Source organism: Tumebacillus lacus (genome assembly GCF_026410385.1).
Classification (GTDB): Bacteria; Bacillota; Bacilli; order Tumebacillales; family Tumebacillaceae; genus Tumebacillus; species Tumebacillus lacus.
The window spans coordinates 59,710-85,034 of the sequence record NZ_JAPMLT010000010.1 but is presented as its reverse complement, the minus strand read 5'-3'; the positions used below and the strand labels follow the sequence as shown (position 1 = coordinate 85,034).

The window sequence follows — 25,325 nt, the reverse complement described above, 5'->3', positions numbered from 1 at the left end:
GTTTCCCTTTCTCCTTAGAAACTGCGCTACTACCTGGCTTTTTGTGCTTTGGTGTTGGGATGTTTACTTACTGGACAGCTTCCCAAGAAAATAAGCCGTCTTTCGCTAAATAGACGTAGCCGTGCCATTTTTCGTATTGACCGCCCGACAAGTCCTGCAACTTGGTTCTGTCCTTGATAAACCACTTTTCATGCGCATGAAAAGTCTTATCAGCCTAATAGGTCACCTCAAGGGTCACAATCTCGTCACATTGTGAGATTTTCTCTACTTGTAAGTTGCCCCAGCCATGTGTTTGTGGAAATTCGCGGTACACGTACTCAGCCGGATCTTCACGCGGGATCAGGAATACCACCAATATCGCCACAAACAACAAAGCGGCCATTATGGTCGGCCATTTTTTCATGGTTTCCACCTCGTACCTATCTTCTGTTACTTACTAAATGCGATTCCACCAAATCGCTCATCCATTGTTGTAGTAACATGGGAGTACGTGCAATCCGGTTTACAAAGAATAAAGTTCCAGCGCCACACATAATACAAAAAAGCCAAGGGCACTTCGCCCCTGGCTTCCACCCATCCCTTTTCCTCTACCCCTACTTCCCGCTCAACTCCCGCGCATACAACTTCTCATACGCCGCCAGCGTCTCCCGCGCACACTTCTCCCACGTAAACTTGCTCGCCTGCGCCAATCCAGCCGCCTGCATCTGCTTCTGCTGGGTCGTCGAGTTCAACACCTGCTTCATTTTCTCCGCGAGGTCGTACATATCGTGCGGGTTGATCAGCAGGGCGGCATCTCCGGCGATCTCCGGGATCGAGGACGTATTCGACGTGATCACCGGCGTTCCGCAGGCCATCGCTTCCAGCGGCGGCAGTCCGAAGCCTTCGTAGAACGATGGGTACACGCACAGGTCAGCCGCGTTATACAGATGCGGCAGTTCCGGCACCGCTGCAAACCCGGTGAAGATCACGCGATCCTTCAGCCGCAGCGCGTCCACGAGCATCGCCGTGTCGTCGTAATCGCGAGCTTCCTTCCCGACCAGCACCAGCGCGTACTCTTTCGGAATCTGATCCTGGATCTCGTAAAACGCATTGATCAGGCCCTTCACGTTCTTCCGTGGCGAGAACCCGCCGATGTACAGCACATACGGCCGGTCGATGCCGAAGCGCTCGCGGACAAAGTCTTTCGCCGTCTGATCGTCGATCTTCTGATACACGCTCTCCGGCGCCTCATAAGTGACAGCCACTTTATCATCCGGCACGTTGAAAATGCGCTTGATGTCGCGCTTTGAATGCTCGGAGACGGTGATGATGAGGTCCGACTGCTCGATGATGCGCGGCATCTCTTGCAGGAAGATCTTCAGATACCCCTTCCCCACCGTCTCCGGGTAGATGTACGGGATCAAGTCGTGCACGGTGACCACGTTCAGGCAGCCCTTTTTCAACGGCAGCCCGATGCCGTTTTGCGGCACGTGGAAAATGTCGATCTTCTCCTGCTCGACGCTCATCGGGATGTGGACTTCTTCCCAAAATTTATCTTTGCTCCGCTCGATCGAATTGAAGATTTCGTCTTCGGTCGGGTCGAGGTCTTTGTACTCATCGCCCGGCCAGAAGAAGCGGTATTCGTTTTTCTGATCCATCGTATACAGGTTTTTCACCAACTGATAGGTGTACGTGCCGATGCCGGTACCTCGGTACCAGATGGCTCCTCGCGCGTCCAGTCCGATCTTCATCCTGTCACTCCCTTACTGATGGCGTCCTTCCAGCGTTCCACGATCAGCGGATCGTCCCGTGCTTGAGCACGTAGCGGGCACCCGCTTCAAACTCCTGCAGCACGCGCTCGCGGCGTTTGGTCTGCTCGCTCCACTTTCTCAGACGGCTCTCCAGCACGTCGGCCGGGCGGTTTTTCTCGACATACTGAAAATGGCCCGCCTCGTACAGGTCTTGCGGAAAGCGCATCATCGCGTGCAGCAGCCGTTCTTCGCCCTCCTGCGGCGCAGTCGATTCAAAGTACGACTTGACGATAAAATAGGCCGTTCGCGCATCCCATTTCACGCTTTTCATATTGCGCAGGATCAGCGAGGCGAGGTCGTGCGCCCGGATGTCGCACAGGGCATAGTCGAAGTCGATCAGGCTGACCTGCTTTTGCGGCGTGATCAACACGTTGTGGTGCGCATAGTCGTGGTGGCAGAATCCTCGAGACTCCTGCTCGGCTTTGGAGATCTCCTCATAGCGCGAGGCATGGAGCAGCTCGACGGCTCGCGACGCTTCTTGGATACCATATGCCACCTCTTCGGCGAACATGCGGTCAAACGCCGTCCCGCCTTGCTCCGCCAGCACCTGCCACTCGCGCATCTCTTCGATCCGCTCCAGGAAATGTCCCGTCCACGTGCCCCACTGCTCTTTGCCCTTGCATGGCGGGGCATCAAAGCCTAGCGACGCCTCGTGAAATTTGGCCAACCCTCGGGCGGCGTTGGCGAGGTCGAGCACATAGCCGTAATCGCTCTCCCGGCCGTCCAGCCATTCCATGATGAAATACTTCACCCCGTCGTGCTCCACGTACTCGCGGCCGTCGCGGGTGCGGATCACGCCCGGCACGGTGAAGCCGCGCTCTTTGACGTGGCGCATCGCAGCGAGGGAAAATTCCAATTCTTCATCGGTCAGTTTGAACTTCTTCAACGCCAGATCGCCCTGCGGGGTCTGCAAGCGCACCACTTTGCGCACCGGAGCGGCGGCGACGATCTCCAGATCATACGCCGTCAGCACTTCCGGCCAAAACCCGCACAGGTCCAACACCTGCGAGATCGTGAGCTGCTCCATCGCGGTCTCCTCCCTTCCCGGCTACAGTCGGGTCGGGAACTGATCGAGATACGCCTGCCACTTGTCGAGGCGATGCATTTCTTGCCGCATCTTCTTGATCGAGCCCTCCGGCGTGTAGCGATGCGACAGGAACCCGCGTTCGACCGCCCGCCAATACCGCTGCGGGAAATAGAGCACCGCCTTGAGCACCTGCAACTCATCCTCGTGCAGCGGATCGACCTGATGATACGTCTCCAAGATCCCGTTGCCGCACGCCGGGTCCCACTCGGTGCGGCGCAGCATTTTTCGCATGAAGCGGGCGAAGTCGTGGGCGCGCAGTTCATGGGCGCAGTAGTCAAAGTCGATCACCTGCATCGACCCGTCCGGCGTGCGGATGAAGTTGTGGTAGGTGAAATCGCCGTGCACAAAGCCGCGCTGCTCCTGTTCGCGAGCCAGCACGTCGAGATAGGGCGAGTCTTTGAGCAGTTGCACGCTCTTTCTGCCCATCTCCAGCATCGGTTCGACCGTCTCGAGGAACACCTGCTCCAGTTCGTTTTGCGGCTCTTGACCTTGGTAGCGCCGGTAGCACGTCTCGATGTCGGTCAGTTCCTCCTCGAACCGCTCGATCCAGCCGGCCCAGCGCGTCTTGATCGACGCGTCCACCGACGGAGTAAAGCCGCGCGAGGCGGCGTGCAGTTTGGCTTGCAGACGGACGATCTGCTCCAGTTGCTCCGGGTCGCGCACGTCGCTCTCGACCCCGTCGAGCCAGTCGTTGACAAAGACGAGACCGTCGCCGACATCGACGAACGGCTTTCCTGCCCGCGTCTTCAGGAAGCGGGGCAGGCTTTGGAATCCGTTGTTCCAGAGATGTTCCTGCGCTTCATAGATAAATTGCAGTTTTTCCGGTTTGTGCGAAACTTTTTTCAAGGCGTAGATCCCTTTGTTCGTCTCGATCCGGATCACGGCCCGCACTTGTTTGGCTGCTGTCACTTCCAATCCGTACACGTCCAGCAGATCCACTCCGAGCAGTTCGTTCCCTTCATATGTCAATTGCTCATGCTTTGCCAACGCATGCTCCCTCCTCTACCCAGTGGGCGTTTCAAAAGTAGCCTATGTAGGCGGGAGCGGATGTGTGAGGGCTGTCACCGCATGAAAAAAGCCCAAGGGAGGCGGGGGTCCCAAGGGCTAGTCCTGTATTTTTTCGACCGCGTTCAAAATGTTGTCGCGGTGCTTGCCGCCAAAGCGTTGCTGAAGCCAGTACAGATGGTCATGCCGGATGTGCTCGCGGGGGATGGTGACCACCGCTTCTTCCGTCTCTTTGTCGATCTTGAGTTTGCCCTGCACCGACCCGGTCAGGGTGTAGAGACCCGGCTCGGAGGAGGGGGTCAAAAAGAGCAGGTACTGCCCGCCCTTGCTCATCACCGGCGACCATTCCATCGCAAAATCGACTTTGCGCTTGGGCGGGTGGCCGGCCTCGCCTTCCAGCAATACTTTGGCTTCTCCCGGACCGCCGGATTCGTAGACGTTGAGCGTCTGGTCGGCGGCAACGCCTTTGATCGGCTTGACCACCTGCACTTGCGAACGCGTCTCCGGGATCGAGAGGTCGTCCTTTTGCACGGTCTGCTGCGCGATGACCTCCACCTCCGCCACGATCTCGGACGCGTCGTTCAACGCTTTCAGATCCGGGTAGCGGATAAAATCGGAGATGACAGGGTTGATCACCGGGAGATCGCGCTCGGTCGCGTACGGCAACAGATACGGATGCACCCACACACCGCCGACCACCAACGAGACAAAGAGCAGCGAGCCCAACATACGCTTCACGATCTTCATCGGGAGGCTCCTCCTTCTTTGATCAGTTCTGCCAAATAGAAATCGGGAGCGACCTCCCGCTCACCGGCCAGGACAAATCCATATTTTTCATACAATTGAATGGCGGGCCGGTTCTTCGCCCCGGTGTGCACGGCATATCGCGTTTCATCGCCGTGGAGGGCCAAAACAAATCGAAGCAACTCGCCCGCGATCCCTTGGCGGAAACAGTCCGGACGGACGACGAGGCGTGTGATCTGGATCTGGTTTGCGCGGGCTGCTTGATCCTCGTTCTCGCCCGTTTCAAAGGCGACGACACCGGCCAATTTGCCGTCTTTTCGATACCCGTAAAACGTCTCCCCGCTCTGCATCAATTGCTCGGTCGTCTCGTGCAAAGCGGGTATGCCGTCAAAGCCGATCAACTCCGCCTCGACTTGATAAGCCGGGATCTGCACGTCTCGGATTTGCTCGGCCGTCTCTTTGTTTTGATGATGCAACGGTACGATCATGCAACAAATGCCTCCATTTCCGGAAAGTTTCGCGATGCTGTGGGATAACCTAGATGAGTATGCTTCAAGCAAGGGGGAATCGCGACTGTGAGCATCATCTATCATTCCTTTCGCATCGGCGAGCTGTATGACGCGGTCGGTTCGAACGATCGGTCTCTGCTCGAAAAACTGCGTCTGCGGCAAAAACACCGCGATCCCGAACTGTGGACCGTAACGCAGGCGATCCTCTGCGACGGCCTGCTCTATCATGAGATCTTCAGCGAAGATCTGTACAACGACGCGATCAACCAGATCGTGATGGTCTTGCCTTCCTATCAGCGGTTCATGGAAGACAAAGATTACCAGATCGACTATCATGATGCACTTCTACGTCTGCCGCGAAAAAGCCTGCTTCGACATTATTGGAATTACGTCACACACGGGCGTTATCTCTTCGATCACCCGATCCATCCTTTGACGCGGCACCGCTACGGGTATTTAAAAAATGAAGAACTGCCCGAGTTTCTGTCGCTCGTGGAGCGGGAAGGCGAAAAATTGCCGTGGTACTTTTTCCAGCAGTCGATCGATGCGATCAAACAAAGCCAGGAGATCGGCGACGACTTGTTTGTCTCGATCTTTATTAAAGGCCGCCGTTATAAAATGATCCGCGTGCGCGACAACCGCGAGCCGTGATCATTTTTTCTTTTTCTCCGGCAGGTGGATCGAGCAGGCGTCGGTGCAAGCGGGCGGTTCACCGCCGATCCATTTGGAAAGGGTGAATCGGTTGCGCGACACGAGGTCATACACGCGCTCCGCCAGCCATCCGAGCGGCGGCACATGGTAGAGCAGCACCGGCCAGCGAAGCACCGGATGCAACCGGAACAAACGCACCATCGCCGCAGCACCTCCGTACGCACGCCCGTCGGCGACGACATGCATCCGGGCTTGGCAGGCCTGCTCGTTCAGGTCCGGGTGCAGGCTCTCCGGCGGAGTGACGCGAAAGTCGACCATCGCGATCCGGTCACCGAACATTTTTTCCAATTTATCCTTTGAAGCGCGGCACAGCGCGCAGTAACCGTCATAGACAACGACCAGCGGGGAGTTTTGCAACATGTCGATTGCCTCCTCCTGAAATTGTGACTTGTGAAAAAAATCACTTTCTGATTTTAGAATACCACGAAAGATGCCGTCCTGCCAGTATCTGTTAGGATACCGGTCAGGACGGCACAGATGTTCACGTGTTCACGTCAAAGGCGTTTAGCAGCAGTCGTCTTGGATCGCTTTCAGTTTGAGGCACTTGATCTTGCCGCACTTCACTTTCAGATCGTCAATCGACAGACCGTCGTTTTTCAGTTCCTCGATGCACAGGTCTTCAAAGTAAATGTGATCGAGGTACACCACATCGCATTGGCCGGAGAGCAATTGTTGCAACTGGGCGCGGGTTTCTGCGGTCAGCACCAGACCCATTTTCATTTTCTTGATCTTGGTCGTATCAGACATGGAAAAGCTCCTCTCATCCACTCTTCTATTTTCGTCGTTTGCAAGTGCCCCTGAGCACATCAACACAGTACGTGTGGGCGGTAGCCCGCGTGCATTGTGTATGAGCCCATTTTTGTCTACAATAAGGTCAATTGCTGGAAGAAAAGGTCGGTGTGAGGATGCATCAGGAAAAATCAGGCCCTTGGCTGGAAGCGCGGATCACGCGGGAACAGGCCGGGCGCACGATGTTGGAGTTGCTGGTCGAAGAGATCGGCCTGCCGGACAAGGCGGCACGGGAGTTATTTCGCAAAGGCGACGTGGAGCGCGGGAAAGAGACAGCCCGGCCGGAAGATACGGTCAAGGCGGGCGAACTCCTGCGCTGTCTGCTGTTCCCGGAGGAGCCGTACGGATTTGAACCGGTGATGTGGCCGCTCGACGTGCTGTACGAGGACGACCACCTGATCGTGATCAACAAAGAGGCGGGCCGCAAAGTCCACCCGAACGATCCGGACGAGACGGACACGCTGTTGAACGCGTTGGCGTTTCATTATCAAATGCAGGGATTGGAGACCAAAGTCAGGATCTTGCACCGGCTGGATCAGGAGACGTCCGGTGCGATCCTGTTCCCCAAACACGCTGTCGCCCAGACGGTGCTCGACGCGATGCTGGCCGAGCGCACGGTGTCGCGGGAGTACCGGGCGTTGGTGCAGGGCAAGGTCGTGCAGAAAAAAGGCCTGATCGACGCCCCGATTGGTCGCGACCGCTACCATGCCACCCGTCGCCGCGTCTCGCAGACGGGCAAAGCGGCCCAGACGGAGTACGAAGTGGTGACCCGGTATCGCAACGCGACGCTGGTCAAAGCTCGGCTGCGCACGGGGCGCACGCATCAGATCCGCGTCCATTTTGCCCACCTCGGGCATCCGCTGGTCGGGGACGAGCTGTACGGCGGATCGACGGTCCAGTTTGGGCGACAGGCGTTGCATGCGGCGTTGTTGCGCTTCCCGCACCCGTTGACCGGCGAGTTGTTGGAGATCGAAGCGCCGATGCCGGATGATCTCGCCGACCTGCTCCAAAGGTTGGCTCCGTTGTGATAAGATGGGGATCGAGGTGAACGTTGGATGTATAAAGGATTGATGTTGCTCTTCCTCGCTCTGCTGCCCGGCCTGCTCGCGCTGCTCGGTTTTACCAATCCGGCCGGACCGGAAGCGGCCACCCCGAAGCATATCACCGTGATGCGGCTGTTTTTGATCAACCCGTTCATCATGGCGCTGCTTGGTGGCGTGGTGACGCTGGTGTTGCAAAGTAAGCGGGTGTACTGGCTGTCGGTCGTGTTCTGCTTTCTCTTCGCCTGGCTGGCACTCGGCCTGATCAACGGGCACTTCTACACAGAGGGCGTGTTTGGCATGACGGCCGTCAACGAAGCGGCTCTGCTCTCGCTCTGGGGCTTGGTCGGGGCGACGTTTACGTACGTGCTGTTCAATCTGTTGAAGAAGATGTTCGCGCAGGTGAATCAACATGATCAACCTTGAGGAACTCTCAGCTTTTATCGTCCGTGCGAAAAGCAAAACGTACGTGGGCGGTGCGCAGAAACTGCTGTCCTATCGTCTTGGATCGAAGGATCTCCAATATGCCGAGGAGGATTTTTCCTACCATGACAGCTACTTCGGCAGCACCGATTTCATCGGTCAGGAAGTGGTTTATTTCCGGGGGAATGTTGTTTGGGTGATGAACTATTACGGATACATCCTCGAACCGGAGCAAATCACGGCGGCGGAAACGATCCGGATGATTCGGAGCAGCCTGTCGAAGATGTATGAGGAAAGCAGATTTCTCGGAGGCTTTGAGCATGTCGAAGGCGATCTGCGGTACGTGGATGGGAACGACGGCGATGTGACGCGGTTGCACGGGAAAGAGCGGATTTATAGGAAAGAGCATCTCGTGTATGAGTTGGTGTATCACGGCGGGATGCTGAAGGAATGATAAGAAATGCAAAAAGAAACCACTCGCCTACCCGCGAGTGGTTTCTTTTTGCTCCGTATTCTTTTCGCGGAAGATGACGTGCTCCAGCAACATGCACAGGAGCAATCCCATCAGCAAGCCGTTGGCGATCACGTTGCGCAGCCACGGCGCAACCTGTGTCAGGGCATCGGGCGGCAGGAACATGATGCCTGCGCCGAACATGCAGCTCAGACCGATGACGAGCAAGTTGCGATTGGACGGGGCGACGCCCATCAGATCGCGGAAACCGAAGCCCATCATCTGGGAGAACGGGATGAACAGCGAAGCATACGCGACTTCCGACGGCAGGGTGGCGAAAAACGCACCCGTCGCCGGGAAGAAGCCCGCCACCGCGACGAGAGCGGTGCCGATGATGAACGGCAGTTTCTCGCGGATGCCGGTCGTCATGATAAATCCGGCCGATACGGACAGCGGCACCAAGCCCACGATGGAGAATCCGCCGGAGACCACGCTGCCGACGCCGTTCATGCGCAGACCGCGAGAGAAGGCTCTCGGCTCAGGCTCGACGCCGAGAGTCTTGCTCATCACGACGACGGAGGCGACGAGGTTTGAGATCAGGATCACACCGGTCAGCACCGAGGTCAGCAGGACGCCGAAGTCCCAGACCGGCGGCCCCCACGGCAAGATCTCCGGGAGCGCGAAGATGCGCTCATCGGCCGTTTCAACGCCTTCGGTCAGGCCGAGCCATGCAGCCAGCCCCCACCCGGCGAGGATGCCGAGCAACGGACCCATGCTGCGGAGGATGCCTTTGCCTTTCAGCGACAACAACAGCACGATCACGATGACCGCGAGCGACATCCCCGCCACCGACCAGTCGATGTGACCGTAACGGGAGACGCCGAGCATCCCTTTAAAGAACGAGCCGCTCATCTGCACGCAGAGCAAGATCAGAAACACCCCGGTGACAATCGGCGTGAACAGGTCGACGATCCGCATCACCGATGGCAGGAGCGAGAGTACGATCAGCACCCCGCCTGCCGCGATCATCCCGGCTTCGAGCTGTTGCAGGGCGGTCAGTTTGTCGCCGGGTGCGGCCATCGCCGCCATGACGAGAAACAGCGCCCACCACATGCCCGCTCCCCCTTCGAGCAGCGGCAACCGGTGCCCGATCCAGATCTGCAGCAGAGTGATCACGCCGGTGATCAGCATCATGCGCTGGATGAACGTGGAGATTTCGACCGCAGAAAGATCATACGCCGCGCCGACAGCTATCGGCACGGCGATGATGTTGGCCAGCAGAAAAACCATCCACTGGACGCTCTGCAGGCCGTTGATGAAGATTCTCATGTCTTACAGTGCTTTCATCGACTCGCGCGACGCTTCCAAGGTGCGGTCGATGTCGCTGTCTGTGTGCGCCAAGGAAAGGAAGCCCGCTTCGAGTTGAGACGGCGCAAGGTAGACGCCGCGCTGGAGCATGTTGGAGAAATACTTGGCATAGCGGTCGAGATCGCACTGCTTGGCGGTCGTGTAGTCGATGATCGGCTGCTCCGAGAAGAACGTGCCGAACATCGAGCCGACATAGTCGCCTTGCACCGGGATGCCCAGTTCTTTGCCGGTCGCGAGGAAGCCTTCGACGAGGCGCTTGCCTTTCGCTTCGAGGCTCTCGTACACGCCCGGCTCACCGATCTTTTTCAAGGTCAGGTAGCCTGCGATCATCGCGAGCGGGTTGCCGGACAGGGTGCCCGCTTGGTAGATCGGGCCGGCCGGAGCGACCATTTCCATGATCTCGCGCTTGCCGCCGTACGCGCCGACCGGCAGTCCCCCGCCGATGACTTTGCCCATCGTGGTCAGGTCCGGGTCGATGTTGTACAGCGACTGCACGCCGCCGTACGCGACGCGGAATCCGGTCATCACTTCGTCGAAGATCAACAGGGTGCCGTACTCGCGGGTGATCGCCCGCACTTGCTCCAGATAGCCCGGCAGCGGCTTGACGAGGCCCATGTTGCCGGCGACCGGTTCGAGAATGACGGCGGCGATGTCGTCGCCAAACTTTTCAAACGCGAGGCGCAGACTGTCGAGATCGTTGAACGGCACGGTCAGCGTGTTCGCCGCGACCGAGTCCGGGACGCCCGGCGAGTCGGGCAGACCGAGCGTCGCCACACCGGAGCCCGCTTTGATCAGCAGGGAGTCGGCATGGCCGTGGTAGTTGCCCTCGAACTTGAGGATCTTGCTGCGCTTGGTGTAGCCGCGCGCCAGACGGAGTGCCGACATGGTCGCTTCCGTGCCGGAGTTGACCATCCGCACGACTTCCACCGACGGGACGATGTCGATGACGAGCTGCGCCATCTCCGTCTCCAACTCGGTCGGTGCGCCAAAGGAAGTGCCGCGCGCCGCGTATTCGCCGAGCGCCTGCACGATCTCCGGGTGTGCGTGGCCGAGGATCAGCGGACCCCAGGACAGGCAGTAGTCGATGTATTCGTTGCCGTCGACGTCATACATTTTCGAACCGGCACCGCGCTCGATAAAGATCGGGTCGCCCCCGACGGCGCGGAACGCCCGCACCGGCGAGTTGACACCGCCGGGAATGATTTTCTTCGCTTCTGAAAACGCCGCTTGCGAACGGCTGTATCCTTTATGCATGGACGCCACCTCCTAGTATCCTTCTTTCAGGTAACGCGCGACGTCTTTGGCAAAGTAGGTCATGATGATGTCGGCACCTGCGCGCTTGAAACTGACCATCGTTTCCATCACGATGCTGCGTTCATCCACCCAGCCGTTCTGGGCAGCCGCTTTGACCATCGCGTATTCGGCAGACACGTTGTAAGCGACGATCGGCACATCGTAGCGGTCGCGCAACTGGCGGATGATGTCCAGATAGGCAAGGCCCGGTTTGACCATCAGCATGTCGGCGCCTTCCGCAAAGTCGGACGCAGCTTCGCGCAGTGCTTCGCGGCCGTTTGCCGGGTCCATCTGGTACGTCTTGCGGTCGCCGAACGCCGGTGCGGAGTGAGCCGCTTCCCGGAACGGACCGTAGTAGGCGGACGCGTATTTGACCGCGTACGACATGATCGGAATGTCGTGGAAATCGTTCTCGTCGAGGATATGACGGATCGCGGCGATGCGGCCGTCCATCATGTCGGACGGTGCGACGATGTCAGCACCCGCAAACGCGTGGGACAGCGCGGTCCGTGCAATCAGCTCCAGAGACGGGTCGTTGAGGACGCACTCGTGCTCGTCGACGATGCCGCAGTGACCTGCCGGGTTGTACTGGCAGAGGCAGACGTCGGTGACGACGACGATGTGCGGGTACTGCTCTTTGATCTGGCGGATCGCTCGTTGGACGATGCCGTTGTGAGCGTATGCTTGCGAAGAATGCTCGTCTTTGTGGCCGGGGATGCCGAACAGGATCACCGATTTCAGACCCAGTTCCACGACCTCGTCCATCTCTTTTTTCAACATGTCGAGGGAGAAGTGATAGACGCCCGGCATCGACGGGATCTCATGTTTCACGTTCTCGCCTTCCACGACAAAGATCGGATAGAGCATGTCATCGACAGACACGTGGTGTTCCCGCACCATCGCCCGGATGCCTGCGGAACGGCGCAGACGGCGGTGGCGGTTAAATTCGAATGGATGCATGAGAGCAACCTCCTCTTCATTCCCCGTTGAGATGAGCGGTCAACGCCGCCAGCAACGCGGGAATCGTATATGTATCGGGCATCACGTCGACCTGCAGTCCCCGCTCCTGCAGCGCTTTGGCTGTCTGCGGTCCGATGGCCGCCAGCACCACGCCTTGAAGCAGATCTGCCGCATCGTGACCTTCCAAAGCGGCAAATAAATTTTTCACCGTGGAACCGCTGGTGAACGTGATGACATCAATCTGTTTGGATCGGAGCATCGTGACCAGTTCCTGTGTTTCGTCGGCAACGGCCACCGTCCGGTACGCGTCAAACTCGGTGACGTCGCACCCTGCCTGACGCAGGGCGTCCGGCAAGACGCGGCGGGCGATGTCCGCACGCGGGAACAAGACCTTCTGTCCCGGTGCGATCCGGTCGCCGAGCACATCGAGCAGCCCCTCGGCGATAAACTCTTCGCCGACGACCTCGACGAGCAGGCCGTATCTTTCCACCGCCTGCGCCGTTTTTTGACCGACAGCGGCGATCCGGACAGAAGCCAAGGAGCGGATATCGACCCTATTGTGCCTCATTCGCTGGAAAAACATCTCCACGGCGTTGACGCTGGTGAAGATCAGCCAGTCGTACTGAGGCAGGTTCGCGAGCGCCGCATCAAACGGCGTCAAGTCGTCCGGCCACGCCGTTTCGATCACCGGGTATTCATACGGTTCGCCGCCCAGCTCTTCGATCAGGCGGCTCGTCTCGCTGGCCTGACTGCGCGACCGGGTGACGACGATGCGGCGGCCAAACAGCGGCCGTTTTTCCACCCAGCGAATCTTGTCGCGCAGGGCGACCACCTCGCCGACGATGATCACCGCCGGATTTTTCAATCCGGCCGCTGCCACGCGGTCGGCGATGTCGGCGAGCGTACCGCTGACCGTCTCCTGCTCGACCCGCGTGCCCCATCGCACCAGTGCCACCGGCGTCTGCGGCGAGCGGCCGTGGTGCATCAGTTGCGAGGCGATGGCCTGCAGGCGGGAGACGCCCATCAAAAACACCAACGTGCCCGAAAGCCGCGAGATCGCCTCCCAGTCGTGGGAGGTCTCCGGGCTGTCCGGGTCTTCGTGACCGGAGATCACGTGAAAGGAGGACGCGACATTTTTATATGTAACCGGGATGCCCGCAAAGATCGGGGCTGCCAGAGCGGATGTGATGCCCGGCACGATCTCATAAGGTATCCCGTTTGCTGCCAACAGCTCCATCTCCTCGCCGACGCGGGCAAACACGCTCGGATCGCCGCCTTTGAGGCGCACGACACTCTTGCCCGCCTGTGCGAGCCGCACCAGCAGGAGCGAGATCTCCTCTTGGTCGAGGGCGTTGCCCTCGGGGCTTTTGCCGGCGTAGATCAGCTCCGCGCCCGGCTTTGCCGCCCGCAACAGACGCGGGGAGGCGAGGCGATCGTACACGATGACGTCCGCCCGCTCCAGCAGCTCGCGGCCGCGCACGGTGATCAAGCGCGGGTCGCCGGGGCCGGCGCCGACGAGTGCTACCGTCCCGATGCCAGCCCGCTCGATCACGAGTTCAGCTCCTCCCGCACTTTGGCGAGGATCTCGCCTGCGCCCTGTTCGATCAGACGGTCCGCCACCGCGTGCCCCAGCGACACCGCATCCGCCCCTCTTGCCGATTCTCGCAGCAAGGTACGGCCGTCCGGCGTACCGACGATGCCTGTCAACTGCAGCTCGCCGCCGTCGACAAACTCGGCAAACGCGCCGATCGGGATCTGGCAGCCGCCGTTGAGCTTGCCGAGCAACGTACGCTCTGCCTGTACGATGATGCGGGTGTTGGCATCGTCGAGCACGGAGAGCAACTCGCGGATCTCTTTGTCCTCCGAGCGGCACTGGATCGCCAGCGCGCCCTGCCCCACCGCCGGAATGCACAGATCGGTCGGCAGGCGTTCCGAGATCTTGTCCGCCCAACCCATCCGCTCCAAACCGGCCGCTGCCAGCACGATGGCGTCCAGTTCCAGCTCCTCCAGCTTTTTCAAACGGGTGTTGATGTTGCCGCGCACGGAGACGATCTCCAGATCCGGACGCGCGTTGGTCAGCTGAGCGGCACGGCGCAAGGACGACGTGCCGACTCTCGCGCCCGTCGGCAGGTCGGAAAAACCGCGTCCATCCCGCGTGATCACCACGTCGCGCGGGTCTTCACGGTGCGTGATCGCGACCAGCATCAGTCCTTCCGGCATCTCCGTCGGCATGTCCTTCAAGCTGTGCACCGCAAAATCGACGGTGCGATCATACATCGCCTGCTCGATCTCTTTGATGAACAGCCCTTTGCCGCCGACTTTGGAGAGCGTGACATCGAGGATGCGGTCGCCTTTGGTGACGATCTTCTCCATGCCGATCTCCAGATCCGGGTGGTGCTTTTGCAGTTGTTCCATGACCCATTCGGTCTGCGTCAGAGCCAGCGGGCTCTTGCGTGTGCCTACTACGATGCGTTTCATTTCACTCGTCCCCCTGTGATGTCTGCGATCAGCCGCTCCGCCTCTGCTCTGCGCCCTTGGCGCAAGAGAGCCAGCAGGCCGGAGTCGGCCAATTTCCGAAAGATCGCCGTGCGCTGCTCCTCTTCCTTTTCACGGAGCAACAACTGCCGCCTCGCTTCGGCCAGCAGATCGAGATACTCTTCATATTCTTCGCCAAAATGCCGTTCGAGCTCCTGACGAATCCGCTTGGCGATCAGCGGACTCGCTCCGGAGGTGGAGACGGCGATCTGCAACCGCCCCCGCCGCACGACCGCCGGCAGCGTGACATTGCCCCGCCCGGGATCGTTGACGACGTTGACGAGCCGTCCGCTCTGCTCCGCCTCCGCCGCGACACGGGCGTTGACTTCTTTGCTGTCGGTGGCGGCGATGGTCAGAAAAGCTCCTGCCGCATCGCCGGGCCGGTACTCGCGCTGCAACCATTCGATTGTACCACTCCCGGCCCACCCGGCTATGACCTCCGTCACAGACGGCGCGATCACCGTCACGACACCTTGACAATCGAGAAGCCCGGTGATCTTGCGCTCTGCCACCGGGCCCCCTCCCACGACGACACAGCGCCGTTCTTTTATCTGTATAAAGGCTCCGTACAACCGGCTCATCCCGCGCCCCCTACCAATTGTGGAAGCCGGAGAAGAACGTACCGACAAACAGGTAGTTGATCACGACGAGGCCAAACGACGCCACGTTCCACCACGCCAGTTTGCGCCCCGACCAACCGCTGGAGTTGCGGAAGTACAGCCAGGCGATGTAAAACGCCAGCAGCACGACCGACACCATCGGTTTGGCATCCCAGACCAGTACCGTGCCAAACACGACATAGTACCAGTTGACCCCGATCACCATCGCCGTCAAGAGCAGCGGAAACCCGAGCACGATCAGGCGATAGGTGAACGAATCGAGCTTGTCCAGCGCGGGCAGGCGGCGAAACGTGTGGTTCCATCGCTTCTCCCGGAGCAACTTGGACTGAAGCAGATACATGACCGAGAAGATAAACGACATCAAAAAGGCCGCATATCCGAGGAACGCCAGCGTGATGTGCAACACGAGCAGATCACCCTGCAGGTAGCTGCCGACTCCGCCGCTGATGTCCTTTGTGAACAGGTCGAACACGACCATCCCAAACCCGAACAAGTTGGTAAAGAACGCAAACAGGTCGATCTTGTAAAAATAATTGACCACCAGCGAGAACGTGATCAACAGCCACGAGAAGAACAGCGTCGTCTCGAATGTCGTCAGCAGCGGCACATAGCCGACCTCGGTCATCCGCGTGAGGAAGAACGAAGTCTGCAAGCCCCAGACCACAGCGAGCAACCCGAACGCGACGCGGTTTAAATATACATTGTGCGCCAAAAAATCCAAGAAATACAGCACGACGACCACCGCGTAGATGCCGGTCATCAGCTCGTACAAGAACGCGCTTTGCGGCATGACTCTCTGCCTCCTTTCCGGACCCCTGTTCCCGTGTCGTCAGCGCGCGCCGATGCGTTCGAGCAGGCTGCCCACCTTCGCTTTGGCCGATGCTTCTTCTTGACGCGCTTGTTTGATCTGCGCCGTGACGGCCATCGCCGCCGCCACCTGCTGCTCCGCGCGTTCGGCAGGCGCGACCGCCTGTTGTTCTTCCGGCAGGTTGTCCAGTCCGAAGAGGCGGGCGAACGTCTCCAGATAAAACGCCGCGTCTTTTTCGGAGGCCATCTCTTTGACTTGGACGATCGGCTCGTGGATCAGTTGGTTGATCATCGACATCGTCAGCTTGTTAACGGTGTGCTTTTCCTTTTCGGTCAGATTCGGCACTTTGTTGGTCAGGTTGTGCATCAGGTTCGATTGCGCCGTCTTGGCTTTTTCGCGCAGTTTCATGATCAGCGGCGCGGCCTGCTGCTCATGCATCCACTGGCGGAACGCCGCCATCTCTTCGCCGATGATCATACCGACCTTTTCCGCCTCGCGGGCGCGCTCTTGCATGTTGACGGCGATGACACCTTCCAGATCGTCGATGTCGTAGAGAAACACGTTGTCCACTTTGGCCATCGCCGGATCGAGGTCGCGCGGCACGGCGATGTCGATCAGGAACAGCGGACGATGACGGCGTTGCTTCATCGTCGCTTGGATCTGATCCTTGGTGACGACATAGCCCTTCGCCCCTGTGGAGGACACCACGATGTCCGCCTCGCGCAGGGCGAGATCGAGCGAGTTCATATCGAGCGCCCGCCCGTTAAATTTGTCGGCCAACTCCTTCGCCCGCGAGTAAGTGCGGTTGACGACGACGACGCGGGTCGCGCCGTTGGCGTTGAGATGCTTGGCCGTCAGTTCGCTCATCTTGCCGGCGCCGATGATCAGCACCGTCTTGTCATCGAGCGACTCAAAGACCTTTTTGGCCAATTCCACCGCCGCGTAGGAGACGGACACGGCATTTTCGCCGATCTTGGTCTCCGTGTGGGCGCGCTTGGCTGCCGTGACGGCGCGTTTGAACAGATAATTGAAGATCGGACCGGTCGCTCCGTGCTCCTGCGAGTACAAAAACGCCTCGCGCATCTGCCCGAGGATCTGCGTCTCGCCGAGCACCATCGAATCAAGGCCCGACGTCACGCGGAACAGATGGCGGATCGCCTCTTGCTCCCCGTGCTCATACAGATAATCGGTGAAGCTCTCGACCGGCAGACCGGACAGTTCGCTCAAAAACCGGCGGCTCTCCTGCTCGCCCGCCGGTTTGGATTCGACCACCGCATAGACCTCGGTGCGGTTGCAGGTCGAGACGATCACTGACTCCTTCACCTGACCCGAAGCGCGAAGTTGTTCGAGAGCGCCCTCCAGATCAGATTCCGGCAGGGCGAAGCGCTCGCGGATCTCGACAGGAGCTGATTTGTAGTTCAAACCCATCGACATGATATACATACGACCACTCACACTCCCCTTAGTAAAAACTAAAATTCAATCTATAGATGAACTCGTTGTCACGAGCCATTCGACAAAAGATGGCAATTCTCACAGTCAAACAGATTCATTATATCACAGTGCCGCCTATGATTCGCACTTGGCAAATATGACATCTTTTTGACCTGATTCGACATTCACCATGGTCTCATGCCCATCATACCCTGTGCAGTAACCTACGTTACAGAGGGGGATGTCACGATGAACTGGAAAAAAATCGCACTTGGCACCATGCTGACCGCCTCGCTGTTCACCGTCACCGCTTGTACGGGAGGTGCCAGTCAAAAAACGGAAGAGGTGCGCCTCACCGAAGTCGTTCGCTCGATCTTTTACGCGCCGCAGTATGTCGCGCTGGAAAAAGGCTATTTCAAAGAAGCAGGTCTCGATGTCCAACTGGACACCGCATGGGGCGGCGACAAAGCGATGACCCGCCTGCTGGCCGGTCAGGTCGACGTCGCGCTGATCGGAGCCGAGACGACCGTCTACGTCGACCAGCAGGGGGCGAGCGACGCCGTGGTCAACTTTGCCCAAGTCACGCAGCGCGACGGCACGTTTCTCGTCGGCCGCGAAAAAGTGGAAAACTTCGACTGGTCGATGATCAAAGGTAAATCGCTGATCGGCTCCCGCAAAGGCTCGATGCCGGAGATGGTCAGCGAGTATCTGCAAAAACAAAAGGGCATCCAGCCTCACGTGGACAACACGATCATCCAAAACATCACGTTCGACAACCAAGCCACCGCCTTTGCATCGGGCACCGGCGACTATTTCCAAGCGTTTGAACCGGGCGCTTCCGTCCTGGAGAAGGCAGGCCAAGGCCACGTCCTCGCCTCCTTCGGCCAAGACGGCGTCAAGCTGCCCTACACCGTCTACATGGCCAAATCGAGCTACATGAAGTCACACCCGGAGACCCTGCAAAAATTCACCGACGCCGTGCAAAAAGCGCAGACGTTCGTCGACCAATCCTCGCCGGAACAAGTGGCCGACGTGATCGCGCCGTTCTTTGCCGACGTGGAAAAAGACATTCTCGTCAATGTCGTCAAACGGTACAAGGAGACGGACGCTTGGGCCAAAGACCCTGTGATCGACCAAGAGGAATGGAACAACCTGCTCACCGTGATGAAAGATGCGGGCGAACTGAAAGCGGACATCGCCTACGAAAAGCTCGTCAACACCGAATATGCCGCCAAAGCCAAGCAATAACCGGGGCGATGGTTGAAAAAAAGGCCCCTCCGCACGTTCGCGCAAGGGGCTATCAAGAAAAGGAGAGGAGAAATATGGGTTTCATCCCTATCTTCTCCTCTTCCTTTTGTTTTATACACGGCTGTCAGGCCGATTTTAGACGCGGAATTGGTTGACCATCACGTTCAGCTCTTCCGCCAGTCGAGCCAACGCTTCCGCAGATGCGCTGATCTCCGTGGAGGTCGAGGTCTGCTCGTCGGTCATGTTGAACACGGAGAACGTCTGGTTGACCGTCTCGCCCGCCGCTCCGGAGATCATCGTGATCGCGAAGACGGACGCTTCGTTGCCTTCGGTCATCTCTTTGACCGAGGTGTTGACCTCTTGGATCTGGCGCGCCACCTCGGTGATCGAGCCGTGGATGTTGGCAAACACCTCGCCAGCCTTGGCGACGACTTCAAGGCCTTCTTCTACAGAGCGGATGCCCTCGTTCATCGCACCGGTGGAGTTGTCGGTCTCCTTCAGGATCGCCTCGACAATCTGCGAGACCTCACCTGCCGCCTTGGCCGATTGCTCAGCCAGTTTTCGCACTTCGTCCGCGACGACGGAGAAGCCGCGGCCCGCATCGCCGGCGCGCGCCGCTTCAATCGCAGCGTTGAGCGCGAGCAGGTTGGTCTGAGCGGCGATATCGGAGATCGTCGAGACAAAGCCTTGGATCGAAGCCGATTGCTGACCGAGGCTCTTGACTGCGGTCGCCGAGTGGTTGACCGCGTAGTGGATGGACTCCATCTGCGTGACGATCGAGGAAACGAGACCTTGGCCGGTCTCGCTGGAATGCATGACGTTGTTCGCCGTGTGCGCGACGACCTCCGAGTTTTCGGAGACTTGGTTAAACGAAGAGTTCAATTCTTCGAGGATGGCGGTGACATTTTCGACTTTTTCCAACTGATCTTCCGCGCCAAACGCGACTTCTTGCATCGTCACTTTGATCTCTTGGGCGGCTTCGCTGGTCGCCATCGAGGAGGCGGTCAGCTGTTGGGAAGATGCTGCGACTTGCTCGGTCATCTCGCCGACCTGACGGATCAGCGAGGAGATCGCTTCCAGCGTCGCATTGATGCGCATGCTGAGTTGACCGATCTCGTCGTTCGACGTCACTTCGAGACGAACGGTCAGGTCGCCGTGCTCCGCCTGCTCCATCACTTCGGAGATGCGGCGGATCGGTGCTTGCAGGCTCTTTTGCAGCCAGCGGCTCGCCCCGATGGAAAGAACGATCATGAGAACAGCGTACGGGATCACGACGAGCGCCGAGAGCGTATCAACGAACAGACTCAGGAGAATGAGCGGAAGCACCGTCACCCCGATCAGCAGCAAAGCCACTTGGGATCCGATGTCTCGTTTCAAAAAGGAGAAGTTCTTGAAGGAGAAGCCTTTGTTCATTAACTGTTGTGTCCATTTCTTAAGCAAAACGTTTTCCTCCCCTTTGCAAAGCGCAGTTCTGTTTGCCTTTTTTAATTTATTAGACAGACATTGTTCGACTTCCTTCTAGCATAAGCAACATTTTCAAACAATTTTCTTAAGGGAATGTCATTTTTTTTGACAAATCGGACTTGCACATTTCCAAAACACCCACATACCTTGTAGGCACACATCTTTTTTGCGAGGTGAGAGAGAGATGACAGCTATCTCCTTTGAGGGAGTGAGTCAGAAATACATGACGCAAAGCGGGGAGACCGTGGCTTTGTCCGGCATCGAGTTTGGCATCGAGCCCGGAGAGATCGTCGCCTTGGTCGGACCGAGCGGTTGCGGGAAGAGCACGATCCTCTCGCTGATCGCCGGCCTCCTCACCCCGACCCGCGGCACGATCCGCGTGCTCGGACAGCGTGTGGAGCGTCCGAGCGCGGCGTGCGGCTATATGTTTCAACAGGACTGCCTGCTGCCGTGGCGCACGATCCGGGAAAACATCTTGATCGGCCACGAGATCACCGGCGACCGTTCACCGCAAAAGCGCGAGCGCACCCTGCTCCTGCTGGAGCGCATGGGACTCTCGGACACGGCCGACCAGTACCCGCATCAGCTGTCGGGCGGCATGCGTCAGCGCGTCGCCCTCGTGCGGACGCTCGCATCCGACCCGCAGATCGTGCTGCTCGACGAGCCGTTCTCGGCGCTGGACTATCAGATCAAACTGCAACTCGAAGATCTCGTCGTCCGCACGCTCCGGGAACACGGTCTGACCGGCGTGCTGGTCACCCACGACCTTGGTGAAGCGATCGCGATGTGCGACCGCGTGTTCGTGATGGGGAAAAACCCCGGCACGATCAAACGGGAGCTGGTTGTGCCGGACGACGTGCGCGCCCTCTCGCCGCTCGAAGCCCGCGAATCGGCCGAATTTCACAGCCTGTTCCGCGTGATCTGGGGGGATCTGCAAAATGAATACTAATTTCTGGACGAGAGGGGCCAAAACCCCCGACCACGGACAGTTTCTCAAGAAAAAACGCTTGACTGGCCTCGGCGTCTTTCTGACGCAAGCGGCGATCTTCGTGCTCTTCATCGGTCTCTGGGAGATCGGCGCAAGACAAGGCTTTGTCAACGCTTTCATCTTCTCACAGCCTTCGAAAGTCTGGGCGCAAGGCTTGACGATGCTCGCCGACGGACAGTTGCTCTATCACACCGGCATCACCGTCACGGAGACGCTGATCGGCTTTCTGCTCGGCACGGCGGCCGGCACGCTCGTCGCCGTCCTGATCTGGGCCTCGCCGTTTCTCGCCCGCGTGCTCGACCCGTATATCGTCATCTTCAACTCGATGCCGAAAGTGGCGCTCGGTCCGATCTTCCTCGTCGCCTTCGGGCAAGGCTACCTGTCGATCATCATGATGGCACTCGCCGTCTCCGTCGTGATCACGACCATCGTCGTCTACACCGCCTTCCGCGATGTCGACGCCAACATGATCCGTCTGGTGCGCACGTTCGGCGGCTCGACCTGGCAGGTGTTCCAAAAAGTCGTCTTCCCCGCCGCCCTGCCGACGATCCTCTCGACTTTGAAAGTCAACGTCGGCCTCGCGTGGATCGGCGTGATCGTCGGCGAATTTCTCGTGGCTCAGTCCGGCCTCGGCTACCTGATCATCTACGGGTTCCAAGTGTTCAATCTGACGCTGGTCATGCTGGCTCTGTTCGTGATCTTGATCGTCTCGACGGCGATGTATCACCTGGTTGCCTATTTTGAAAAACGCACCCTCAAGTGGCGCGACTAAATAGATAAAAGACAGCCGGGCTCTTCTTCAGCCAGGCTGTCTTTGCGTACTGCTCAGTGCTAGCGGTACCACTGCGCCTGCATCGTGTACATGCGCTTGTATTCGCCTTCCAGAGCGATCAACTGCTCGTGCGTGCCCATCTCGCAGATCTGACCGTCCCGCATCACGATGATCCGGTCGGCCATCCGGGCGGCCGCCATCCGATGCGAGATGAATACGGCCGTCTTGCCCCGCGTCAGGTGATCGAAATGCTCGAACACCTCCATCTCCGCCTTCGGGTCGAGCGCCGCCGTCGGCTCATCGAGGATCAGCAGCTGCCCTTCGGAAAACAGCGCGCGTGCCAGCGCGATCTTTTGCCATTGTCCGCCGGAGAGATCCTCCCCCTCTTGGAAACTGCGGCCGAGGTGCGTGTCGTAGCCCTGCGCAAAGCGGGCGACAAACGACTCGACGCCCGCGTTCGCCGCCACAGTCTCCAGCCGCTCTTTGTCGGCTGCCGCTTCCAACTGGCCGATGGTGATGTTTTGCCGCACCGTGAAGTCGTAGCGCATGAAGTCTTGGAAGATGACGGTGATGTTGTGGAACAACTGCTCCTCCGCGATGTCCTGCATCGGCACGCCGTCGACGCGAATGCACCCGGTCTGCACTTGATAGAGGCCCATCAGACATTTGACCAGCGTCGTTTTGCCAGAGCCGTTGTCGCCGACGATGGCGATCCGCTCGCCTGGCTGGATCTGCAAGGAGACGTCCTGCAGCGCAGGCCGTTCGCTGCCCGGATAGCGGAAGGAGACGCGCTCAACCGAGATACCCGCCTGCAGCGGAGCCGGGAAGGACTTTGTTCCCCGATCCACTCGGCTCTCATACACCGAGTCGTCCAGAAAGCGAAAATAGTCGCGCAGATACAGCCTCGACTCATACAACCTCGCGATCTGACCCGCGATCTGGTTGATCGCGCTCTGCGTGCCTTGCACCGCCTGACCGAGCGCGACAAAATCGCCGATGGTGATCGTCGCCGCGCGCGCCACCCAGATGATCAATCCGGCTGCTCCCACGTAGAAAAAGGCGGTCAGAGCATCTGTCAGCACCAGCGTGCCTTTTTCCCGTTTAAACAAGCGATAGGTCTCCTCTTGATTGCGCCGAAAGCGGTCTGACCAAACGCCGAGCAGAAAGTCGCGCAGTTGGAACAGGCGGACTTCCTTCGCCGATTCGCGCTTCACCATCAGGTGTTGCAGGTAGCGGGCTTCCCGAGCCAGCGGTGTTTGAAACATCATCAGGGAAAAACGTTTGTTGCCAAATCGAGCGAGCACGAGCAACAGCGGGAACGCCGCCACGACGCTGACCAGAGCGAGCGTCCAATGGACGCTGAGCAGATAAAAGAGGAACGAGATCAAGGTGGTCAGTTGGCGGACGATATCCATCGACTGTTTGATCGGCGTGAGAAAACGGTGGGCCTGCCCGCCGTGGACGCGTTCGATCGCATGTTGAAAATCGGGTCGGTCATACAGTTCGAGCGGCACAGTCGTCGTCTTTTCCATGACGGCCCGCTGCAGGTCGTGATCCAGATGCAGTTCTGTTCGCTTGTCGAGCAACTCCTGCGCCTTTGTCAGCAGAGAGGCCAGCAACAGCACGAGAAACTGCACGACGAGCAATTGAAACGCTCCGCTGTAGTCGCCGCCGCCGTTGAGCAGAGCCGCGACTTCGTTGACCAGTTCCTTGGCCACCCACAGATGCACAGCCGGGGTCAGCCCGAGCATCAGGCTCAGCACCGCCGTGCAGATCACCCAGGTGCGGTGCCCCTGCCAGATGTAGCGGACCGCTTGGGTCAATTCGTTGCTTTTCACGTCTTTCACCTGCCAGTCAGAGCATTAGAAAAAAGAAAGGAAGTAGACCGCTGGAGCGTCCCCCAACAGTCTGCATGATACTGCCAGTCGTGCCGTTAGCAGCACTCTCCATAAGACATACATTCCCTGTCACGACACAACATGAGTTCGTATTCACAGACGTTGCCCGGATAGCACTCCCAGATCACTTCCGGCTCCGCTTGCTCTTTTGCACTCACGCCCAGCATTTTCATCAGTAGATTCATCAACTCGAACAACTCCTCGGGGAATATTTCACGAAAAAATTCGACAGTTTAGCAGCAGCCCCCAACAGATGACACGCTGTTTGTTACGATCCCAATTGCAATATAATAACAATTCTGCATTCCACCCGTAACACCCTCTAACAATTCAAAAATATAATCAGCAGTTCGATAGTCCCTCTCGTTTCTAACAAAACGATTCACACAACATTGACGGAACGGATCTCTCTGGCTATTGTAAGAAGTATGAACATGAAAAAATCCTACTTGGCCGACCTCATTTTGCTCGGGGTCACGTTTACGTGGGGCGCGACATTTGTCTTGGTCAAAGAAGCGATCGACACGATGCCGCCGTTCACGTTTCTCGCTGTCCGTTTTTTGCTGGGCGGGTTGGTGCTCGCTCTGTTCATGGCGGCCTTTTTCCGCCACACCTTCAAAGGGATGAGCAAGGAGATCTGGCTGGCTGGGACGTGGCTTGGCTTTTGGCTGTTTGCCGGCTATGCGTTCCAGACATTCGGGCTTATGTTCACCACCGCGTCAAAGGCCGGGTTTATCACCGGGCTGTCCGTCGTGCTCGTGCCGTTCCTCTCCTTGTGGCTGCTCAAGCACCCGCTCAAGAAAAAAGCCCTGCTCGGCGTCGCCATCGCCACCGTCGGTCTCGGGCTGCTCTCCTTGAACCGGGACCTGTCGATCAACGTCGGCGACCTGCTGGTTTTCTGCTGCGCGCTGTCTTACGGCATGCACATCACGCTGGTCGGCCGCTATACGGTGCGCTTTCACGCGATGCCGTTCGCGTTGATCCAGATCCTCGCCACCGGGGTGTTCAACGCCATCGGCGCGTTTCTGTTCGAAGACTACACCACCGCGTGGTCGCCGCAGGTGCTGCTCGACGCTTGGGTGCTCTCCGCGCTGTTGATCTGCTCGGTGATCGCCACCGCCTTCGCCTTCGTGGCGCAAAATCAATTCCAGAAATTCACCTCGCCGACGCGCACGGCCCTGATCTTTGCCACGGAGCCTGTGTTCGCGGCGGCGACCGGATTTCTCGTCGCAGGCGACCGGCTGACAGCAGCGCAAGTTTTCGGCTGCCTGCTGATCCTCGGCGGCATGCTGTTCGCTGAACTAGGCGGCGGACAGGACTCGGAGCCGCACGCAGAAGCCGCCACCTGAAAAAAGACCGTGAGCGTTCGACTCACGGTCTTTTTGCTA

At 58.6% G+C, this 25,325-nt stretch carries 27 protein-coding genes; 8 read left to right on the top strand and 19 right to left on the bottom strand.

What is annotated here, in order from left to right; all coding sequences use genetic code 11:
• Positions 1-214 precede the first annotated feature (214 nt).
• The 6 genes from OS242_RS15575 to OS242_RS15550 all read right to left on the bottom strand — a co-directional run bounded on the left by OS242_RS15575 (position 215) and on the right by OS242_RS15550 (position 5,114).
• The gene (locus OS242_RS15575; protein ID WP_267152617.1) at positions 215-403 is read right to left on the bottom strand and encodes a hypothetical protein; all 189 of its coding nucleotides are present in this window, start codon (positions 401-403) and stop codon (positions 215-217) included.
• Positions 404-593: 190 nt separating this feature from the next.
• Positions 594-1,730: a glycosyltransferase family 4 protein gene (locus tag OS242_RS15570; protein ID WP_267152616.1), complete on the bottom strand. Its 1,137-nt coding sequence runs from the start codon at positions 1,728-1,730 to the stop codon at positions 594-596.
• 43 nt (positions 1,731-1,773) lie between these two features.
• On the bottom strand, positions 1,774-2,817 hold the full coding sequence (locus OS242_RS15565) for a CotS family spore coat protein (RefSeq protein ID WP_267152615.1): 1,044 nt from the start codon (positions 2,815-2,817) through the stop codon (positions 1,774-1,776).
• A 21-nt stretch (positions 2,818-2,838) separates the two neighbouring features.
• Positions 2,839-3,864: a CotS family spore coat protein gene (locus OS242_RS15560; protein ID WP_267152614.1), complete on the bottom strand. Its 1,026-nt coding sequence runs from the start codon at positions 3,862-3,864 to the stop codon at positions 2,839-2,841.
• Between the two features lie 117 nt (positions 3,865-3,981).
• Positions 3,982-4,629, bottom strand: coding sequence for a hypothetical protein (locus tag OS242_RS15555; protein ID WP_267152613.1), 648 nt, complete (start codon positions 4,627-4,629; stop codon positions 3,982-3,984).
• On the bottom strand, positions 4,626-5,114 hold the full coding sequence (locus OS242_RS15550; protein ID WP_267152612.1) for a GNAT family N-acetyltransferase: 489 nt from the start codon (positions 5,112-5,114) through the stop codon (positions 4,626-4,628). The genes OS242_RS15555 and OS242_RS15550 overlap by 4 nt, the downstream gene beginning before the upstream one ends.
• Positions 5,115-5,201: 87 nt before the next feature.
• Here OS242_RS15550 and OS242_RS15545 point away from each other — a divergent pair, with 87 nt between their 5' ends.
• Complete coding sequence (locus tag OS242_RS15545) at positions 5,202-5,786, top strand: hypothetical protein (RefSeq protein WP_267152611.1); 585 nt, start codon at positions 5,202-5,204, stop codon at positions 5,784-5,786.
• On the opposite strand, the gene OS242_RS15540 is transcribed toward OS242_RS15545, so the two are convergent.
• The gene (locus OS242_RS15540) at positions 5,787-6,206 is read right to left on the bottom strand and encodes a thiol-disulfide oxidoreductase DCC family protein (protein WP_267152610.1); all 420 of its coding nucleotides are present in this window, start codon (positions 6,204-6,206) and stop codon (positions 5,787-5,789) included.
• A gap of 144 nt (positions 6,207-6,350) precedes the next feature.
• Positions 6,351-6,593 (bottom strand): hypothetical protein, encoded by a 243-nt coding sequence (locus OS242_RS15535; protein WP_267152609.1) that lies wholly within the window; start codon positions 6,591-6,593, stop codon positions 6,351-6,353.
• A 158-nt stretch (positions 6,594-6,751) separates the two neighbouring features.
• Here OS242_RS15535 and OS242_RS15530 point away from each other — a divergent pair, with 158 nt between their 5' ends.
• Genes OS242_RS15530 through OS242_RS15520 form a run of 3 tightly spaced genes read left to right on the top strand, consistent with a single transcriptional unit; the run spans position 6,752 to position 8,552 of the window.
• Positions 6,752-7,663, top strand: coding sequence for an RluA family pseudouridine synthase (locus OS242_RS15530; RefSeq protein ID WP_267152608.1), 912 nt, complete (start codon positions 6,752-6,754; stop codon positions 7,661-7,663).
• Positions 7,664-7,690: 27 nt separating this feature from the next.
• Entirely contained in the window at positions 7,691-8,101 is a 411-nt protein-coding gene (locus tag OS242_RS15525; RefSeq protein ID WP_267152607.1) for a hypothetical protein, read from the top strand.
• Positions 8,088-8,552, top strand: coding sequence for a DUF5680 domain-containing protein (locus OS242_RS15520; RefSeq protein ID WP_267152606.1), 465 nt, complete (start codon positions 8,088-8,090; stop codon positions 8,550-8,552). Before OS242_RS15525 ends, OS242_RS15520 begins: the two co-directional genes overlap by 14 nt.
• A gap of 27 nt (positions 8,553-8,579) precedes the next feature.
• Here OS242_RS15520 and OS242_RS15515 read toward each other — a convergent pair whose 3' ends face one another.
• From OS242_RS15515 to hemA, 8 genes are read right to left on the bottom strand one after another with little or no spacing between them, the layout of a single operon-like run.
• Positions 8,580-9,878, bottom strand: a complete 1,299-nt coding sequence (locus tag OS242_RS15515; RefSeq protein WP_267152605.1) for a purine/pyrimidine permease — start codon at positions 9,876-9,878, stop codon at positions 8,580-8,582.
• A gap of 3 nt (positions 9,879-9,881) precedes the next feature.
• Positions 9,882-11,171 (bottom strand): glutamate-1-semialdehyde 2,1-aminomutase, encoded by a 1,290-nt coding sequence (gene hemL, locus OS242_RS15510; RefSeq protein ID WP_267152604.1) that lies wholly within the window; start codon positions 11,169-11,171, stop codon positions 9,882-9,884.
• Between the two features lie 12 nt (positions 11,172-11,183).
• Positions 11,184-12,170: a porphobilinogen synthase gene (hemB, locus tag OS242_RS15505; RefSeq protein WP_267152603.1), complete on the bottom strand. Its 987-nt coding sequence runs from the start codon at positions 12,168-12,170 to the stop codon at positions 11,184-11,186.
• 16 nt (positions 12,171-12,186) lie between these two features.
• Positions 12,187-13,722: a uroporphyrinogen-III C-methyltransferase gene (cobA, locus tag OS242_RS15500; RefSeq protein WP_267152602.1), complete on the bottom strand. Its 1,536-nt coding sequence runs from the start codon at positions 13,720-13,722 to the stop codon at positions 12,187-12,189.
• Entirely contained in the window at positions 13,719-14,648 is a 930-nt protein-coding gene (hemC, locus tag OS242_RS15495) for a hydroxymethylbilane synthase (RefSeq protein ID WP_267152601.1), read from the bottom strand. Before hemC ends, cobA begins: the two co-directional genes overlap by 4 nt.
• Complete coding sequence (locus tag OS242_RS15490; RefSeq protein WP_267152600.1) at positions 14,645-15,286, bottom strand: precorrin-2 dehydrogenase/sirohydrochlorin ferrochelatase family protein; 642 nt, start codon at positions 15,284-15,286, stop codon at positions 14,645-14,647. The genes hemC and OS242_RS15490 overlap by 4 nt, the downstream gene beginning before the upstream one ends.
• 10 nt (positions 15,287-15,296) lie before the next feature.
• Positions 15,297-16,115, bottom strand: coding sequence for a cytochrome C assembly family protein (locus OS242_RS15485; RefSeq protein ID WP_267152599.1), 819 nt, complete (start codon positions 16,113-16,115; stop codon positions 15,297-15,299).
• Positions 16,116-16,154: 39 nt separating this feature from the next.
• On the bottom strand, positions 16,155-17,576 hold the full coding sequence (hemA, locus tag OS242_RS15480; RefSeq protein ID WP_267152598.1) for a glutamyl-tRNA reductase: 1,422 nt from the start codon (positions 17,574-17,576) through the stop codon (positions 16,155-16,157).
• Positions 17,577-17,816: 240 nt separating this feature from the next.
• Here hemA and OS242_RS15475 point away from each other — a divergent pair, with 240 nt between their 5' ends.
• Positions 17,817-18,815 carry an ABC transporter substrate-binding protein gene (locus OS242_RS15475; RefSeq protein WP_267152597.1) on the top strand — a complete coding sequence of 333 codons (999 nt, stop codon included), beginning with the start codon at positions 17,817-17,819 and terminating at the stop codon, positions 18,813-18,815.
• Between the two features lie 135 nt (positions 18,816-18,950).
• On the opposite strand, the gene OS242_RS15470 is transcribed toward OS242_RS15475, so the two are convergent.
• Positions 18,951-20,255, bottom strand: coding sequence for a methyl-accepting chemotaxis protein (locus OS242_RS15470; protein ID WP_267152596.1), 1,305 nt, complete (start codon positions 20,253-20,255; stop codon positions 18,951-18,953).
• Between the two features lie 208 nt (positions 20,256-20,463).
• On the opposite strand from OS242_RS15470, the gene OS242_RS15465 reads away from it, so the two are divergent.
• Both OS242_RS15465 and OS242_RS15460 read left to right on the top strand, forming a co-directional pair.
• Positions 20,464-21,228 carry an ABC transporter ATP-binding protein gene (locus OS242_RS15465; protein WP_407702119.1) on the top strand — a complete coding sequence of 255 codons (765 nt, stop codon included), beginning with the start codon at positions 20,464-20,466 and terminating at the stop codon, positions 21,226-21,228.
• Positions 21,218-22,039 carry an ABC transporter permease gene (locus OS242_RS15460; RefSeq protein WP_267152594.1) on the top strand — a complete coding sequence of 274 codons (822 nt, stop codon included), beginning with the start codon at positions 21,218-21,220 and terminating at the stop codon, positions 22,037-22,039. The genes OS242_RS15465 and OS242_RS15460 overlap by 11 nt, the downstream gene beginning before the upstream one ends.
• 59 nt (positions 22,040-22,098) lie before the next feature.
• On the opposite strand, the gene OS242_RS15455 is transcribed toward OS242_RS15460, so the two are convergent.
• Both OS242_RS15455 and OS242_RS15450 read right to left on the bottom strand, forming a co-directional pair.
• Positions 22,099-23,877 carry an ABC transporter ATP-binding protein gene (locus OS242_RS15455; protein WP_267152593.1) on the bottom strand — a complete coding sequence of 593 codons (1,779 nt, stop codon included), beginning with the start codon at positions 23,875-23,877 and terminating at the stop codon, positions 22,099-22,101.
• A 95-nt stretch (positions 23,878-23,972) separates the two neighbouring features.
• Positions 23,973-24,122 (bottom strand): hypothetical protein, encoded by a 150-nt coding sequence (locus OS242_RS15450; RefSeq protein ID WP_267152592.1) that lies wholly within the window; start codon positions 24,120-24,122, stop codon positions 23,973-23,975.
• A gap of 249 nt (positions 24,123-24,371) precedes the next feature.
• On the opposite strand from OS242_RS15450, the gene OS242_RS15445 reads away from it, so the two are divergent.
• The gene (locus tag OS242_RS15445) at positions 24,372-25,286 is read left to right on the top strand and encodes a DMT family transporter (protein WP_267152591.1); all 915 of its coding nucleotides are present in this window, start codon (positions 24,372-24,374) and stop codon (positions 25,284-25,286) included.
• Positions 25,287-25,325: the final 39 nt, after the last annotated feature.

Coding starts and splice junctions, on each gene's coding strand:
- OS242_RS15575 (WP_267152617.1), bottom strand. CDS start 403: ATGAAAAAATGGCCGACCATAATGGCCGCTTTGTTGTTTGTGGCGATA.
- OS242_RS15570 (WP_267152616.1), bottom strand. CDS start 1,730: ATGAAGATCGGACTGGACGCGCGAGGAGCCATCTGGTACCGAGGTACC.
- OS242_RS15565 (WP_267152615.1), bottom strand. CDS start 2,817: ATGGAGCAGCTCACGATCTCGCAGGTGTTGGACCTGTGCGGGTTTTGG.
- OS242_RS15555 (WP_267152613.1), bottom strand. CDS start 4,629: ATGAAGATCGTGAAGCGTATGTTGGGCTCGCTGCTCTTTGTCTCGTTG.
- OS242_RS15550 (WP_267152612.1), bottom strand. CDS start 5,114: ATGATCGTACCGTTGCATCATCAAAACAAAGAGACGGCCGAGCAAATC.
- OS242_RS15540 (WP_267152610.1), bottom strand. CDS start 6,206: ATGTTGCAAAACTCCCCGCTGGTCGTTGTCTATGACGGTTACTGCGCG.
- OS242_RS15535 (WP_267152609.1), bottom strand. CDS start 6,593: ATGTCTGATACGACCAAGATCAAGAAAATGAAAATGGGTCTGGTGCTG.
- OS242_RS15530 (WP_267152608.1), top strand. CDS start 6,752: ATGCATCAGGAAAAATCAGGCCCTTGGCTGGAAGCGCGGATCACGCGG.
- OS242_RS15525 (WP_267152607.1), top strand. CDS start 7,691: ATGTATAAAGGATTGATGTTGCTCTTCCTCGCTCTGCTGCCCGGCCTG.
- OS242_RS15520 (WP_267152606.1), top strand. CDS start 8,088: ATGATCAACCTTGAGGAACTCTCAGCTTTTATCGTCCGTGCGAAAAGC.
- OS242_RS15515 (WP_267152605.1), bottom strand. CDS start 9,878: ATGAGAATCTTCATCAACGGCCTGCAGAGCGTCCAGTGGATGGTTTTT.
- hemL (WP_267152604.1), bottom strand. CDS start 11,171: ATGCATAAAGGATACAGCCGTTCGCAAGCGGCGTTTTCAGAAGCGAAG.
- hemB (WP_267152603.1), bottom strand. CDS start 12,170: ATGCATCCATTCGAATTTAACCGCCACCGCCGTCTGCGCCGTTCCGCA.
- hemC (WP_267152601.1), bottom strand. CDS start 14,648: ATGAAACGCATCGTAGTAGGCACACGCAAGAGCCCGCTGGCTCTGACG.
- OS242_RS15490 (WP_267152600.1), bottom strand. CDS start 15,286: ATGAGCCGGTTGTACGGAGCCTTTATACAGATAAAAGAACGGCGCTGT.
- OS242_RS15485 (WP_267152599.1), bottom strand. CDS start 16,115: ATGCCGCAAAGCGCGTTCTTGTACGAGCTGATGACCGGCATCTACGCG.
- hemA (WP_267152598.1), bottom strand. CDS start 17,576: ATGTATATCATGTCGATGGGTTTGAACTACAAATCAGCTCCTGTCGAG.
- OS242_RS15475 (WP_267152597.1), top strand. CDS start 17,817: ATGAACTGGAAAAAAATCGCACTTGGCACCATGCTGACCGCCTCGCTG.
- OS242_RS15465 (WP_407702119.1), top strand. CDS start 20,464: ATGACAGCTATCTCCTTTGAGGGAGTGAGTCAGAAATACATGACGCAA.
- OS242_RS15460 (WP_267152594.1), top strand. CDS start 21,218: ATGAATACTAATTTCTGGACGAGAGGGGCCAAAACCCCCGACCACGGA.
- OS242_RS15450 (WP_267152592.1), bottom strand. CDS start 24,122: ATGAATCTACTGATGAAAATGCTGGGCGTGAGTGCAAAAGAGCAAGCG.
- OS242_RS15445 (WP_267152591.1), top strand. CDS start 24,372: ATGAAAAAATCCTACTTGGCCGACCTCATTTTGCTCGGGGTCACGTTT.